The sequence below is a fragment of the Leucobacter insecticola genome, assembly GCF_011382965.1.
In the GTDB taxonomy this organism is placed as follows: Bacteria; Actinomycetota; Actinomycetes; order Actinomycetales; family Microbacteriaceae; genus Leucobacter; species Leucobacter insecticola.
This window is the reverse complement of sequence record NZ_CP049934.1, coordinates 654643-668686: the sequence shown is the minus strand read 5'-3', so window position 1 is coordinate 668686 and position 14044 is coordinate 654643. Positions and strand designations below refer to the sequence as shown.

The 14044-nt window shown below is 64.4% G+C and carries 12 protein-coding genes and 2 pseudogenes; 11 read left to right on the top strand and 3 right to left on the bottom strand.

Annotated features, from left to right (window positions below; translation table 11 throughout):
* Positions 1-20: 20 nt before the first annotated feature.
* Positions 21-137: pseudogene (locus G7067_RS14630) on the bottom strand (LysR family transcriptional regulator); the annotation flags it as partial.
* Positions 138-213: 76 nt separating this feature from the next.
* Complete coding sequence (locus G7067_RS03160) at positions 214-843, bottom strand: LysR family transcriptional regulator (RefSeq protein WP_280115752.1); 630 nt, start codon at positions 841-843, stop codon at positions 214-216.
* Positions 844-1009: 166 nt separating this feature from the next.
* On the opposite strand from G7067_RS03160, the gene G7067_RS03155 reads away from it, so the two are divergent.
* Positions 1010-1483 carry a CBU_0592 family membrane protein gene (locus G7067_RS03155; RefSeq protein WP_166321924.1) on the top strand — a complete coding sequence of 158 codons (474 nt, stop codon included), beginning with the start codon at positions 1010-1012 and terminating at the stop codon, positions 1481-1483.
* Positions 1484-1512: 29 nt separating this feature from the next.
* Here the strand turns inward: G7067_RS03155 and G7067_RS03150 are convergent, their stop codons facing one another.
* Positions 1513-2682 carry an ROK family transcriptional regulator gene (locus G7067_RS03150; protein ID WP_166321923.1) on the bottom strand — a complete coding sequence of 390 codons (1170 nt, stop codon included), beginning with the start codon at positions 2680-2682 and terminating at the stop codon, positions 1513-1515.
* Positions 2683-2820: 138 nt separating this feature from the next.
* Between G7067_RS03150 and G7067_RS03145 the strand changes: the two genes are divergently transcribed.
* The 10 genes and pseudogenes from G7067_RS03145 (at position 2821) to G7067_RS13750 (ending at position 13945) form a co-directional block, all read left to right on the top strand.
* On the top strand, positions 2821-3921 hold the full coding sequence (locus tag G7067_RS03145) for an ABC transporter substrate-binding protein (protein ID WP_244301220.1): 1101 nt from the start codon (positions 2821-2823) through the stop codon (positions 3919-3921).
* Between the two features lie 59 nt (positions 3922-3980).
* Positions 3981-4784, top strand: a complete 804-nt coding sequence (locus tag G7067_RS03140; RefSeq protein WP_166321920.1) for an ATP-binding cassette domain-containing protein — start codon at positions 3981-3983, stop codon at positions 4782-4784.
* Positions 4781-5446, top strand: a pseudogene (locus tag G7067_RS14625) (ABC transporter permease subunit); the annotation flags it as partial. The gene G7067_RS03140 and the pseudogene G7067_RS14625, both read left to right, overlap by 4 nt.
* 98 nt (positions 5447-5544) lie before the next feature.
* A complete protein-coding gene (locus tag G7067_RS14620; RefSeq protein ID WP_341872863.1) occupies positions 5545-6006 on the top strand; it encodes an ABC transporter permease subunit in 462 nt (153 codons plus the stop codon).
* 75 nt (positions 6007-6081) lie between these two features.
* Complete coding sequence (locus G7067_RS03130) at positions 6082-7512, top strand: DUF3375 domain-containing protein (RefSeq protein ID WP_166321918.1); 1431 nt, start codon at positions 6082-6084, stop codon at positions 7510-7512.
* 71 nt (positions 7513-7583) lie between these two features.
* Complete coding sequence (locus G7067_RS03125; protein ID WP_244301219.1) at positions 7584-8288, top strand: DUF4194 domain-containing protein; 705 nt, start codon at positions 7584-7586, stop codon at positions 8286-8288.
* Positions 8281-11712 (top strand): ATP-binding protein, encoded by a 3432-nt coding sequence (locus tag G7067_RS03120; protein WP_166321916.1) that lies wholly within the window; start codon positions 8281-8283, stop codon positions 11710-11712. The genes G7067_RS03125 and G7067_RS03120 overlap by 8 nt, the downstream gene beginning before the upstream one ends.
* Entirely contained in the window at positions 11709-12869 is a 1161-nt protein-coding gene (locus G7067_RS03115; RefSeq protein ID WP_166321914.1) for a Wadjet anti-phage system protein JetD domain-containing protein, read from the top strand. The genes G7067_RS03120 and G7067_RS03115 overlap by 4 nt, the downstream gene beginning before the upstream one ends.
* 52 nt (positions 12870-12921) lie before the next feature.
* Entirely contained in the window at positions 12922-13485 is a 564-nt protein-coding gene (locus G7067_RS03110) for a GNAT family N-acetyltransferase (protein WP_166321912.1), read from the top strand.
* A 106-nt stretch (positions 13486-13591) separates the two neighbouring features.
* Positions 13592-13945, top strand: coding sequence for a Fic family protein (locus G7067_RS13750; protein WP_205881186.1), 354 nt, complete (start codon positions 13592-13594; stop codon positions 13943-13945).
* Positions 13946-14044: the final 99 nt, after the last annotated feature.

The following is a 14044-nucleotide window of genomic DNA, read 5'->3' as shown; positions in this document are numbered from 1 at the left end:
AGACCACGGCCCTGGCGATACCTCAGGGAGATGTGTCGCACACCCAGCCCGGGCAGACCGTGCACCTCCACGCCGCGCAGCGGTTGATCCCGAAGCGCGAGCTGTGGGAGCAAAGTGACCCCTTCGCCCGCAGCCACCAGCGCGAGAGCCGTCTGGTTGCTAGCGTAGCGGTGAGCGGCAGTTGCTGAGGGGGCAGGTTCTTGCGGACGCGTTTCACCGCGTGCAGTGCACCAGCACCGCGATCCAGTTCAAGCCAGGGGAGCCGCAGTTTTTCGAGTTCGATGAGCCCCATCGCCGCTTGGGTACCGGAGGGGCCACGAGCACCCACGGGTCATCCAGCAGCGCGATCTCGCGCACCCCGGGTCCCGGCGGCACACGTGGCACGGACTCGTCGAACTCGACCGCGATGAGATCGAGCGTTGCCGAGCGGAGCGCGCGGATCAGCTCCGGCTGTTCACCCTCGACTACCTCAAGGTGCACGCCTGCGAGCTCGCTGCGCCACCTCGGTAGTGACGGAGCGAGGAGGTTGCTTACAAAACTCTCAAACCCGCCGAATCGCACAAGCCCGCTCGGTAGCTCACTCGCCGCGCCAACACGCAGCGCGGCCTCATTGACCTCACGCTCAACGTTCTCCGCGAGCTCAATGAGCTCCTGACCGGCCGCCGTCGGCACGACCCCGCGTGGGCTCCGCTCAACAAGTGGCACCCCCACCTCCGCTTCCAGCCGAGCGAGTTGCTGGGAGACCGCGGAGGGCGTCAGATTCATGGCTTCGGCGGCCGAGAGCACACCGCCGCTACGAGATATCTGCAGCAAATATTGCAGCCGCGAGACGTTGATCCTCATATTCAGAAATTCTAAACCCTCAGTGTCCAAAATATCGATTGTGCTAAATGGGCTTCCGCCCTGAGAATTATCCTGCATGACTTCTTCCTCGACAGCGGCACCCTCGCCGCATCCGGTGTTGCGGCATGCCGCACGCTCATGAGCCCACGCAGAAAGGAGGCGAGCGGTGGACACCTTGATTGGCAGCATCCTCGGTTGGGTTGGAACGATCGGCACCTTCTCCGCATACGTCTTGCTCTGGCGGGGCCGAGTTGACTCTTCCGCACTGCACTATTCGCTGCTCAATGCCGCCGGGGGTTTCATGGCGGGCGCTGGCGCGTTCGCGTTCGGGGCATGGCCAGCCTTTGGGTCGAACATCGTGTGGGGCGCCATCGGGGTACACGGAGTCGTGATGGCGCTTCGGAGAAAGCTTGCTGCGAGCGCGGCGCTGACGTCGGCGGCAGCACCTCACCCGCTGGTGGCGGGGCCGTGGACGCCCGATACCACCGATGCGCTGCCCATCAGCTTGCCCTGGCTACCGCGGGTTATCGAGATGGAGACGCCGGAGGCGGTGCAAACTCAATCACCGGCTGAAATACCGGCTCCTGCGCAGACAGGAGTGACCCCGCCAGCGATCCGCGAGCGGGCCTACGCCAGATAGTGTCTGGACCTCAACAACTGCGGGTATTGTCAGCCGGGTCGGAGGGATTCATTGGCGCGAAACTCAACGGCATCGAGCGCGAGAAGCACACAACCCAGCGATGATGCCGACCTTTCGACAGTGGACGCAAGAACCTGGACCTGCTGATCAAGCGGAGCGATGACGTGGCGTCTCAGCGAGGCGCGCACTTCATCAAGCAGCAATTCGTTGGCTTCAGAGAGTTCACCTCCGACGACCACGATCGATAGTCCGAGCAGATTAACCACGACCGAGACGGCTTTGCCGAGGTGACGTCCCGCATCCTCGATGAGCCGCCGCGCGCTACCGTCACCCCCAACCGCCGAGGCAACGAGGGAGGCAACACTGACGGCTTCCCCCACCTGCGCGTACTGCCGCAACAGGGAGGCACCTCCGACATACGCTTCAAGACAACCGCGGTTTCCGCAGCGGCAGAGTGGCCCGTACTCATCAATCGTGAGGTGGCCCAACTCGCCAGCAATGCCGAAGTTTCCGCGGTACACGCGCCCGTCGAGAACAAAACCGCCGCCGACTCCGGTCCCTAGCTTGATGTAGAGCACATCGTTGTGTCCCCTTGCTGCCCCAAAGGTCCACTCGGCCAACGCGCCAAGATTCGCATCATTATCTACGAGCGTGGGGCAGAGAAAGACAGCCTCCGCCTCGCGGCGCACATCCACCCCAACCCAGCCTGGAAGGCTCAAGCCCGAGTCGAGTGTGCCGTCGCTTCCGATGGGTGCAGGCACGGCCAATCCCACCGCGCGCAATTCCTCGCGCGCGCGTCCGGCGCCAGACAGGGTCTCATCGACGAGGGAATTGGCGAGCGCCAATGCTTTCCGGTAGTCGGTGTCGGGAGAGAGCGCAATGAATCGGGATCGCAAGATGGTCCCGCCAAGATCTGCCACGGAAACCTCAAGATGCGAGTGGCCGACGTCAACTCCGGCGACGACCCCCGCCTCTTGCGCGATCGTCACGCGGCTTCCACGTCGACCCATTCCCCCTTCGGAGTGCAGGAATCCGCATGCGACGAGGTCGCGAACGATGCCGGAAACGGTGGGTGGTGCGAGCTGCGTGCGGCTCGCAATCTCCGCCTGGCTCAGCGGTCCATTCGACCTGATCGTGCGGACTACCCGCTCCTGATTGGCTGCGCGGAGTTGCGCGGTTGTGGCGGGATAGGAGGACATGCATTAACTGTGATCGAAGTCTGCTTTATCGTCAAGTCCCAAACTTTAATCCAGCAAAAATACGTTTCTTGAACACTTTGTATTCATGAGTTGACCCGTAGTTCGCGATGTAGTTGAATGAGCACACTCCACGGTGTTGTGGACCTGAATATTTTCTCGGAGGTCAATGTGAATACGTTCAAACGTGTAGCCGCCGTGACGGCGACGATGATTCTCGCCCTCGGCAGCCTCGCAGCATGCGGGTCCAACAGCGGCGACGCCGGTTCAGGATCGGGCGACACGGCAGACGGTGCCACGATCGCGCTGCTCCTGCCTGAGACCAAGACGACCCGATACGAAAGCTTCGACAAACCGCTCTTCGAGGCCAAAGTCAAGGAACTGTGCCCCAAGTGCAAGGTCAACTATCTGAACGCCGATCAGGACGCGTCAAAGCAACAGCAGCAGGCAGAATCAGCGCTGACGGACGGTGCGTCTGTGCTGGTACTGGACCCCGTTGACGGTAAGGCCGCCACGTCGATCGTCAAGTCGGCGCAGAGTTCGAACGTGCCCGTCGTCGCTTACGACCGCTTTATCGAGGGGGCCGACTACTACATCTCCTTCAACAATGAGCGGGTCGGCGAAATGCAGGGTGAAGCCCTCGTCGAAGCGACCGGCAACAAGGGCGACATTCTGATGCTGAACGGCTCACCCACCGACCCGAACGCAGCTCAATTCAAGAAGGGTGCGCACTCGGTGCTCGACAAGAGCGGCCTGAACATCATCGCCGAGTACGACAATCCCGACTGGAGCCCAGACAACGCGCAGAAGTTCACCAGTTCGCAGTTCAACAAGATCGATCCGAGTTCACTCGTCGGCGTCTATGCGGCGAACGACGGACAGGCCGGTGGAGTTTTTGCCGCGTTCCGGGCCGAGGGACTCGACAGCGTCCCACCGATCACGGGTCAGGACGCTGAGCTGGCGGGGATCCAGCGGATCGTGGCCGGTCAGCAGTACATGACCGTGTACAAGCCGATCAAGATCGAAGCCGAGAAGGCCGCTGAGCTAGCCGTGAACATCGTCACCGGCAAGGACGTCAGTGGCACCACCGACTACGAAGGCGTCGCCTCCTACATCCTCGACCCGATTGCGGTGACAAAGGACAAGGTGAAAGACACCGTCGTCGCAGACGGCTTCTACGAGGTCGCTGACATCTGCACGGCCGAGTACGCCGACGCTTGCAAGGCAGCCGGACTCTCCTGACCGACCCGGGTTGGGGCGGCCAGCAGCCGCCCCAACCCTCCCTTCCCAAGGAACTTTCCATGACCCAACCCGTACTCTCCCTGCGCGGTATCGGCAAGCGATTCGGTGCAGTCCAGGCGCTCACCGACATCGACTTCGACGTTCAGGCAGGCGAGGTCGTCGCCCTCGTCGGCGATAACGGTGCCGGGAAATCCACGCTCGTCAAGATCATCTCGGGCGTCTATAGCCCAGACAGCGGCAGCATCGAGGTGGACGGTAAGCAAGTGGAGATCCCCGGCCCGCGAGCCGCGCAATCGCTCGGCATCGCCACCGTCTTCCAGGATCTCGCCCTCGCCGACAACCTGGATGTCGTCGCTAACCTCTTCCTCGGTCAGGAGAAGTCCCGGGCAGGGGCACTGGACGAGGAAGCAATGGAGGCGCGCAGCTGGGAGTTGCTGCGCCAGCTGTCAGCGAAGATCCCCTCGGTACGGATCGCCATCGCCTCACTCTCAGGAGGACAGCGCCAAACCGTGGCGATCGCCCGCAGCCTGGTCGGCTCTCCCAAGGTCGTACTGCTCGACGAACCAACCGCGGCGCTCGGCGTCGCCCAGACTGCCGAGGTACTCAACCTCATTGAGCGTCTCCGGGCATCCGGCCTCGGCGTCGTGGTGATTTCGCACAACATGGCCGATGTACAGGCCGTTGCCGACCGCATCTATGTTCTACGCCTCGGCAAAAACGCCGCGGAATTTGCCACTGAAGAGATCTCCACCGAGCAGCTCGTCGCAGCGATCACCGGCGCTTCCGACAACGTCGTCGCCGCGCGCCAGGCGCGGGATGCCGGCGGTGCCACGCCCACTCCGAAGACAGAGGAGTCCCGATGAGTTTCGCCGACCGCACCGATGAGCGACTCATCGATGACTCCTCTCCGCAAGCCCTGTGGGGAAATTTGGTCCGCCGCCTGCGATCCGGCGACCTCGGGATGATCCCCGTCGTCGTGGGACTGTTCGTCATCTGGATCGTCTTCTACGCGATGAATAGCCGCTTCCTGTCCTCGCGCAACCTCGTCCAGCTGAGCCTGGACTCCGCCACGATCGGCATGATCTCAGTCGGCATTGTGCTCGTGCTGCTGCTCGGCGAAATTGACCTCTCCGTAGGCTCGGTATCGGGGCTGTCGGGTGCTGTGCTCGCCGTGGTGCTCGTCTATGTCGGCTTGCCGTTGCCGGTCGCGATCCTCGCCGCGCTGTGCACCGGCCTCGTCATCGGGGTGCTCTATGGGGTGCTTTGCACGAGATTCGGGGTACCCAGCTTCGTGATTACCCTGGCCGGCCTGCTCGCATTTCTCGGCTTGCAGCTGCTGACGCTGGGCAAGAACGGCACGATCAACCTCCCGGGAGAATCGGCCCTCATCGCCTTCGCCAACTTCACTTTCCTACCACCCTGGGCCTCCTACGCACTGGCAATCGGGATCGGCGCGATCTACTTTCTGGCGAGGCTGCGCACCATCAAGCGTCGTGCCGCCGCGGGTCTATCGGCGTCGAGCGTACGCTCGGTGGTCATCAGAGCCATCGTGCTGATCGCGGCCGTGGCGCTCGTCGCCTGGTATCTCAACCTTGACCGCGGGATCGGCGCCATGCCGCTCTTGTGGGTGGGCGTGATCATCGGCATGGACTTTCTGCTGCGCCGCACGACCTGGGGCGGCACGTGTATGCCGTCGGTGGCAATCCAGAGGCGGCTCGCCGCGCCGGCATTAACGTTGACCGAATCTACATCTCGGTCTTCGCGATGTGCTCGACGTTTGCCGCGCTCGGCGGCCTGCTGGCGGCCGCTCGTCTGCAGTCGGTCAGCCAGACCAGCGGCGGCACTGACACAAACCTGATGGCGATCGCCGCGGCCGTGATCGGCGGAACGAGCCTCTTCGGAGGGCGCGGATCGGTGTACTCGGCGCTGTTTGGGATGCTCGTTTTGCAGTCGATTACGAGCGGCCTCAACCTCATTGGCGTCGATGCCTATGTTCGCTACATGGTGACGGGCGGGGTCCTGGTGCTTGCGGTGACGATCGACTCGCTCTCGCGGAAGGCCCGCAAGAGCAGCGGCAGCGGGTGATTCCGAGCCCCGGACTATGTCTTTTGCCCGACGGGGCGTAGCCGGGCAGGTTCCCTCCCGGCTAGGCTGGACACCGTGAACTTTGATGACATCTCGCAACTCCGCGAGCATCATCCCGCCTGGCGCCTGCTTCGTGCGACAAGCGCCCCGCTCATCATCGCGTTTCTCGGCGACTACTTCGTCGAGAAGAACCACGGCGCGACCTCGGCGAGCACCCTCGTCAGCGAGCTTGACGACACCCTCTACGCGCTGAACGCACAGACCCCGGACATGTTTCCGCGCGATCCCGCCGCGTATCTTGACGAGTGGGCCGACCCGCAGCGCTCCTGGCTGCGCAAGTTCTACCCCATCGATTCCGACGAGGCGCACTACGACGCGACGCCCGCGCTTGAGAAGGCGGTGCGGTTTGTCGATGAACTGCAGCAGCGCAGCTTCGTGGGCACCGAGTCCCGGCTGCACACGCTGATCGAGTTGCTGCGACAGATCGTGCACGGCAGCGAAAGCGACCCCGAGGTGCGAATCGCGGAACTCGAGAAGCGCCGCGATCAGATCGACGCCGAGATTGCTGAGATTCGCGAGTCTGGGATCTCCCTGCTCGATGACAGCGGCGTGCGGGATCGCTACCAACTGTTTTCGTCGACCGCACGCGAGCTGCTGTCTGATTTTCGCGAGGTGGAAGAGAATTTCCGCCGCCTCGACCGCCGTGCGCGCGAGAAGATCACCTCCTGGGAGGGCGGCAAGGGCGAGCTTCTCGCTGACCTCGTCGAGAGCCGCAGCGACATTTCCTCGTCGGATCAGGGCCGCAGCTTTGACGCCTTCTACGATTTCCTGCTCTCGGGCGACCGGCAGCGCGAACTCGCCGAGCTGGTCACGGCTGTGCAGGGCATGGAGGCGATCGAGGCGGATCGGCGGCTGCGGTTTGTACACCACGACTGGGCCGATGCGGCCGAGCGCACCCAGCAGACCGTGCGCAATCTGTCGGAGCAGCTACGCCGTTTTCTTGAAGACCAGACCTGGGTGGAGCATCGCCGTGTGCTCGATTTGGTGCGCAGCACGGAGCAGATCGCGTTGCGGGTGCGCAATGATCCGCCCGCTGACGGTGTTGGGCTGGTGCTGGACACGCCTGGCCTCCCGATCGCGCTCGCCTTTGAGCGTCCGTTTTACGACGCGCGGCCGGAACCACAGGTCGACAGCGAGCTCGAAGAAGTCACAATCGCAGAGAGTGACTATGAGGCGCTCCTGGCGCAACGCTTCGTAGACAGCGCGCGCCTGCTCGAAAACATCCGCGCAATCGTACCGCCGCGTCAGACCGCCGAGCTCGTCGACATTCTGCAGCTCTACCCGGTCGAGCAAGGCGTTGCCGAGATTCTCGGCTACCTCGCACTGAGCGACGACGAGGTCAGCATCGAGCTGCACCGCGACGAAGAGACCACGATTGACTATGTTGATACCGCAGGGATCGCCCGGCGTGCCAAGCTGCCGCGCGTCACGGTGACACGCGCGTGAGCAGGAGCATGAAGGTAGAGAGGTTCACACATGAGTGAGGGGTCGGCATCAGCACCGAGACCACGGACGAGTTGACCGACAGCTCGGGTGACGCTGCTGCGATCCCGCGGCACATTTCCGCTGAGGATCGCCCCGTATCCCTCACCATCATCCGCCTCATGAAGGGTGTGCTCTACCGCGAAAGCAACGAAGATGAGTGGCGCACGCTCGAACGCGAGTTTGCGGCGGTACAGGATCATTTCTCCCGCATCGGCGTCCAGGTGATCTTCGACGACACCAACGGCTACGCTTTCCTGAAGTCACTGCCCGAAGAAGAGGGTAGCGATCCGCTCCCACGGCTCGTGCAGCGGCGCGCGCTCAGTTACCACCTCAGCCTGCTGCTTCTGCTGCTGCGCAAGCGGCTCGCCGAGTTCGAGGCCGGCGGCGAAGAGGGCCGCCTGGTGCTGGAGCGGGAGCAGATCATCGAGATGCTGCGGGTGTTTCTGAAGGAGTCGAGCAACGAGGTGCGGGTCATTCAGCAGGTGGATCAGACGATCGCGCAGGCGACAAAGCTGGGGTTTCTGCAAGACCTCTCTTCGAAGCAGCGCGCCGATGCGCGGGCGTGGGAGGTCAAACGCATCTTGAAGGCCTATGTTGACGCCGAGGTGATGGGCGAGTTCGCCGAGCAACTCGCGGAGTACGCGCGGGTTGGTGCGGGCGACAGCGCGGCGGACGGCGCGAGCGACAGCGCGGCCGGGGCAGACGCGACACCGACGCCGGAGGTAGACAGTGAGTGACGCACTCTTCTCAGCGATCGAGCTTGATGGCGCCGAGTCGCAGAAGACTGGCTACCGACTGCACCGCATCGAGGTGCTGAACTGGGGCACCTTCAACAAGCACGTCTGGGCGATCAGCCCCTCGGGCAACACCTCCCTCTTGACCGGCGACATCGGCAGCGGCAAGTCGACCCTCGTCGACGCCATCACCACGTTGCTCTTGCCCGCCAACAAAATCTCGTACAACAAGGCAGCGGGCGCGGGATCGAAGGAGCGCAGCCTCCGCAGTTACGTCGAGGGGCACTACCGCTCCGAGCGCAACGAAACCACGGGTGCGTCAAGGCCCGTTGGGCTTCGGGATCACCGCAGCTACTCCGTGATCCTCGGCGTCTTCGTGAACGAGGGCTACGACGATACCGTGACGATCGCGCAGGTGTTCAGGCAGAAGGATCGCACCGGGCAGCCCGAACGCTTCTACGTTTCGGCGCAGCGCGGCCTCAGCATCGCCGAAGACTTCAGCGGTTTCGGTGGCGAGATGAAGACGCTGCGCGGGCGGCTACGCGGATCCGGCGCCGAAATAGACAACACCTTCGCCGACTACTCCCGGCGCATGCGCCGCCTCCTCGGCATCAAGTCCGAGCAGGCGATGGAGCTGTTCCACCAGACCGTGTCGATGAAGTCGGTCGGCAACCTCAACGATTTCGTGCGCAGCCACATGCTCGAACCTGCCGACGCAGGCAAACGCATCACCACAATCATCGATCACTTCGAGAACGTCAGCAGGTCGTACGAGGCCGTGAAGCGTGCCACCGCGCAGCTCGAACTGCTCGACCCGCTGATGGCGAGCGCCGACAGGTATGAGGCGGCAGCCGCCAAACGCGAGCTCTACACCGCCGAACGCGAGGCCCTACCCGTGTTTCTCGGGGAACTCACCCGCGAGGTCATTGCCGCCGCCCGCACGAGCGAGCTCGCCGCGCTCACCGAGCAGCAGGCCGTGCAGCAGGAGCTTGAAGCGAGGCGCACGGCGATCCCGAACCAGCGCGAAGCTCTGCAGCGCGAACGCAGCGGTGCGGGCGGCGACCGGCTCGGTGCCCTGGAAACCGAGATCCCGCGGGCCACCGCGACCCACGCGACCCGGCGCGAACGCTTCGACCGTTTCACGCAGTTGCTTACCGAAGCCGGGCTGCAGCCGGTCGCCGACGCCGCCACCTTCCGCGCGCGCACCCAAGAGCTCACCGCGGCCCGAGACTCTGCAGACACCGCCAGGCAGGGCATCGCCGAGCAGAAGCATCCGCTCGTGCTCACCCGCGGCAACGCGGCCGCGCAGGCCACCACGATCCGCGAAGAGATCACGAGCCTGAACGCCCGCCGCAACAACCTGCCCGTGCCGCTCGTGCGCGTGCGCGAGCGGTTGTGTGCCGAGCTTGGGGTAAGCGAGGCCGAACTGCCCTTCGCGGGCGAACTCATCGAGGTCGACGAGGCGCACGACGAATGGCGGGGCGCGGCCGAGCGTGTGCTGCGCGGCTTCGCCACCACCCTGCTTGTGCCGCAAGCCCTCTACGCCCGCACCTCGGCCTGGGTGAACGACAACCACCTCGGCGCGCGAGTGGTGTATCTGCGGGTGCCCGAGCGTCGCCTGCGCACCACCGCCGCGGCCTCCGGCGGCACGAGCCTGCGAGATATTCTCACCATCGAACCGGGTGAGTTTCACGACTACCTCGAGGGCGAGCTCGCGCGCCGCGCAGACCATCGGCTCGCGGCAAACGTCACCGAGCTGCAGCGCGAAGAGCGCGCTGTCACCCGCGAAGGCCTGATTCGGGATCGCGACCGCCACGAAAAGGACGACCGTCGCAAGGTGAACGATCCACGCGACTGGGTGCTGGGGCGCAGCGCGGAACGCAAGATTGCGGCGCTCGAGCGGTCGCTTACGGAGCTCGAAACTACGGTGCGCGACGCCGACGCCGAACTCACCACACTCGACCGCGAAGAACGCACCCTGACGCAGACGCTCGCGATCTTCGGCAGGCTCGAAGAGTATCGCAGCTGGGACGAGCTCGATGTGGCCGCGGCCGCGGAGGCGCTGCAGGCGCTGCAGGACGAACACGCGCGCATCATCGCGGGATCCTCGCGACTGAAAGAGATCGACGCCAAACTCACCGAACTTGCCGCAGAACTCGCGGCCTGCGACGCTGCGTTTACGGACGTGGCCGAGCGCATCGGCGGCATCAAGGCCAGGCTCGAACAGTACGATGCCCGCATCGAACGAGACGAGCAGGAGCTTGCGGCGATCCCGCGCGATATTCAGGCCGCGGCCCGCGAACACGTTGAGAGCCTGCGCAAGCGCGTGGGAAAGCGGACACCTGCGACCCTCGCCGCCTGCGATAGCCTGCGCACGGCGCTTGCCGCGGAACTGACGACGGCGGTCGACTCCGCGACCCGCGAGATCACGGGGCACATTACGAGTGTGCAGCAGCGCATGGGCGAGTTTTTGCGCCGCTGGCCCGCGCTCGCGAGCGACATGGACGCCACGATCGGGTCGATCGCCGAGTTCAGGCGGCTGCACGAAAGCGTGAAAGAAGATGATCTGCCGCGCTTCGAGGCCGAGTTCAAGAAGCAGCTCGACACCGAGGCAATCAAGGAGCTTGCCGGGTTCAACGCCTGGCTTGGCAGGCAGGCTGACGAGATTCGGGATCGCGTCGACACGATCAACGAAGCGCTCGGCGCCATCGACTACAACCCGGGGCGCGTCATCAGGCTTGTGGCGGAGCAGACGGTGAACTCCGAGATACGCGAGTTTCGGGCGGAGCTGCGGGCCGCGACGGGCGACCTCGTCGGGGGCGCGGGAGAACGCGGTGCCGTCGGCTCCGGCGGCGCAGGATCACCCGACGGCAGTGAGCAGCGATTCTTGCTGGTGAGCGCGATCATCGAACGATTCAAGGGCCGCCCCGAGCGCAGCGACGCCGACCGCGCCTGGACCGCGCGCGTCACCGATGTGCGCAACTGGTTCACCTTCGCTGCCTCTGAGCAGGATCGCGAGACCGGCGTCGAACACGAGCACTACACCGATTCCGACGGCAAATCGGGTGGGCAGAAAGAGAAGCTCGCCTACACTATTTTGGCGGCATCGCTCGCCTACCAGTTTGGGCTCGAGTGGGGCGTCACGAAGTCAAAGGACTTCCGCTTCGCCGTCATCGATGAGGCGTTTGGGCGTGGCTCGGATCAGTCGACGCGGTACGCACTCGACCTGTTTGCGAAGCTTGGGCTGCAGTTGCTGATCGTGACGCCGTTGCAGAAGGTGCACGTCATCGAGCCATACGTCTCGTCGATCGGCTTCGTCGACAACATCGACGGCGCGGCCTCGCGAGTCCACACGCTGACAATCGAGGAGTTTCGGAAGCGGCGCGGTTCGGCTGGTGCGGGATCCGTGAGTGCGAGCGGGGCATGACCTGGACCACGGCCGCCGACCTCGGTGTCGCGTTGCACAGGCGCTGGAAGACCGGCGCGATGCTGCGATCTCACGCCCTCGCAGAGCCGTTTGAGCCGATCAGCCTGCCGATCAAGGGCCCCAGCGAACGCGACCTGGCGGAGCGGCTCGCCGAGGTGCGCCGCTGGGCGGCTGCGCTCGAGCGAGCGGCCGACGGCGGCAAGAACTTCGAGATCGTGCTGCGCGGCGTCGGCGGCAGACACCTCGGGCGCAGCGAGGTGCCGGCGAGGGCGGTGTTCACGAGTCGGGCGCAGCTGTGGCGCGCTCTCGGCGTGGGCGGTGCTGCGGGTGCGGTGGCGCGCTTCGACGACATGCTCGCCGCGGCCGCGCTCGTGCCTGCCGCACGCGACTGGCTGCTGCAGCACCCCATCCGCGCCCTCGACATCGCAGACGATTGGCCCGCGATTCTCGCAGCGCGCGATTGGCTCGACTGGCACCGCGATTCGGGGCTGTTTCTGCGCCAGATCGATGCGCCCGGGGTCGATACGAAGCTCATCGAGCGCAACCGCGGCACCCTCGCCGCACTGCTCGGGGTATCTGCGTCTGCCGCGGGGTTTGTGACTGAGCTGGGATTTGCCGAGAAGCCCGGCAGGGTGCGGCTGCGTTTTGATCCCGCCGCACTCGCTTTACCCGCCGCGCTCACCGAGGCGGAGTTGCGGGTGTCGGAGCTCGCGGAGCTTAACGCGGCCGTGACCGAGGTGCTGATCGTCGAGAACGAGGTGACGTACCTCAGCGTGCCGGTGCCGTCGGGTGCGGTCGTGTTCTTCGGGCGCGGCTACGACGCGGCGCAGGCCGCCTCGATCGGCTGGTTGCGGCGGGCAGCTGAGGCGGGGCAGGTGCGCTACTGGGGTGATCTTGACACCCACGGCTTCCAGATCCTGCATCGCCTGCGACAGCATTTGCCCGGTGTGCGGTCGGTGCTGATGGATCGCGACACCCTCCTCGCCCACGAATCGCGCTGGGGCGAGGAACCGACCCCCACCCGCGCCGAGCTCTCAGGCCTCACCGACGCTGAGGCCGCGCTCTACGAGGATCTCGTCACCGACCGTTACGGTCGCGCGGTGCGCCTCGAGCAGGAACGCATCGACTGGGCGTGGGTGATGGTGCGGCTGGGGTGATCCGCCCCCCTTGCGGCGCAGCTGGCCGCTCTCCTTGTGGGATGATGTCGGCATGCGCCACGATCCGGATTCGATCATACTCACTCGAATAGTCGGTGCCGCGGCCGACCGAGACTTTCTCACCCAGACCGCCTCACTGCTGCGCGAGGTCGTCGCCCACGGGGGCGCGATCGGCTGGGTGACACCGCCCCCCGCGGAGGAGGTAGAGGAACTGCTTCGGGGAGTCGTCGCAGACTCGCCCGAAGGTAATGCCTGCCTGATGGCCGCCTGGAGCGGAGCCCAACTTCTCGGGCTTGGATACTGGAGCCGATATACACGCGCCACGAATAAGCCGCACGTCGATATCGTAAAGCTTGGGGTCGATCCCGCAGCCCGGGGCCAAGGCATCGGTCGCAGGATCATGCAGGAACTCATACAGGCCGCTCGCGACAATCAGGTTGAGGTGGTGACGCTCGACCTGCGCGGTGACAACCTCGGCGGGATCGCGCTCTACGAATCACTCGGGTTCACCCGCTACGGCGTACTTCCCCGCTTCGTGGCACTCGGAGAAGATCGTTACGACAAGTGTTTCTACGCGCTCGACCTGCGCGAGGATACGCCGGTCAAGCGCACGTAGGCAATACTGCGGGATCGCTGAAGTGGCAGAACTACCGAGAGCGAACGACGTGTAAAGATTCTTGCCGCGTCGGACAAATTTGTTAAAGAGGCTAATCCTTTACAGGATGCGTACGTCGCGAGTGTGCTGGGGGCATGTCGGAGTCGCCGGGCGAGACCTGACCGTCCAAGACTTCCCCGAAACCTATATTGGCAGCGGCGTGAGGCTCACACCGCAGTACACGCCTCCCTCTGGAGCAACGCTGATCTGGAATCACTTGCACCAGTGGGAAGCATTCCTCCACGCCAAGGACGACCTTGATCCGCTCCTCAAAATGAGCATGGCGCACTACCCGTTTGAGGCCATTCACCCGTTTGCAGACGGGGACGGCCGCACCGGTAGGATCCTCAATATTCTTCTGCTCGCGAACTACGGTCTGCTCACACACCCCATCCTCTACATGTCCGAACGCATCATTTAGACGAAGAACGACGACTACGACAGGCTCCTCGGCCTCACCGCCACCGGTGACTGGGAATCCTGGAATCTCTATATGCTCGAATCGCTCGTATCCGCTCGG

What these genes read in the sequence shown, in the direction of transcription:
- G7067_RS03160 (WP_280115752.1), bottom strand. Translation starts at nt 843, where the DNA reads ATGAGGATCAACGTCTCGCGGCTGCAATATTTGCTGCAGATATCTCGT.
- G7067_RS03150 (WP_166321923.1), bottom strand. Translation starts at nt 2,682, where the DNA reads ATGTCCTCCTATCCCGCCACAACCGCGCAACTCCGCGCAGCCAATCAG.
- G7067_RS03140 (WP_166321920.1), top strand. Translation starts at nt 3,981, where the DNA reads ATGACCCAACCCGTACTCTCCCTGCGCGGTATCGGCAAGCGATTCGGT.
- G7067_RS03115 (WP_166321914.1), top strand. Translation starts at nt 11,709, where the DNA reads ATGACCTGGACCACGGCCGCCGACCTCGGTGTCGCGTTGCACAGGCGC.
- G7067_RS03110 (WP_166321912.1), top strand. Translation starts at nt 12,922, where the DNA reads ATGCGCCACGATCCGGATTCGATCATACTCACTCGAATAGTCGGTGCC.
- G7067_RS13750 (WP_205881186.1), top strand. Translation starts at nt 13,592, where the DNA reads ATGCGTACGTCGCGAGTGTGCTGGGGGCATGTCGGAGTCGCCGGGCGA.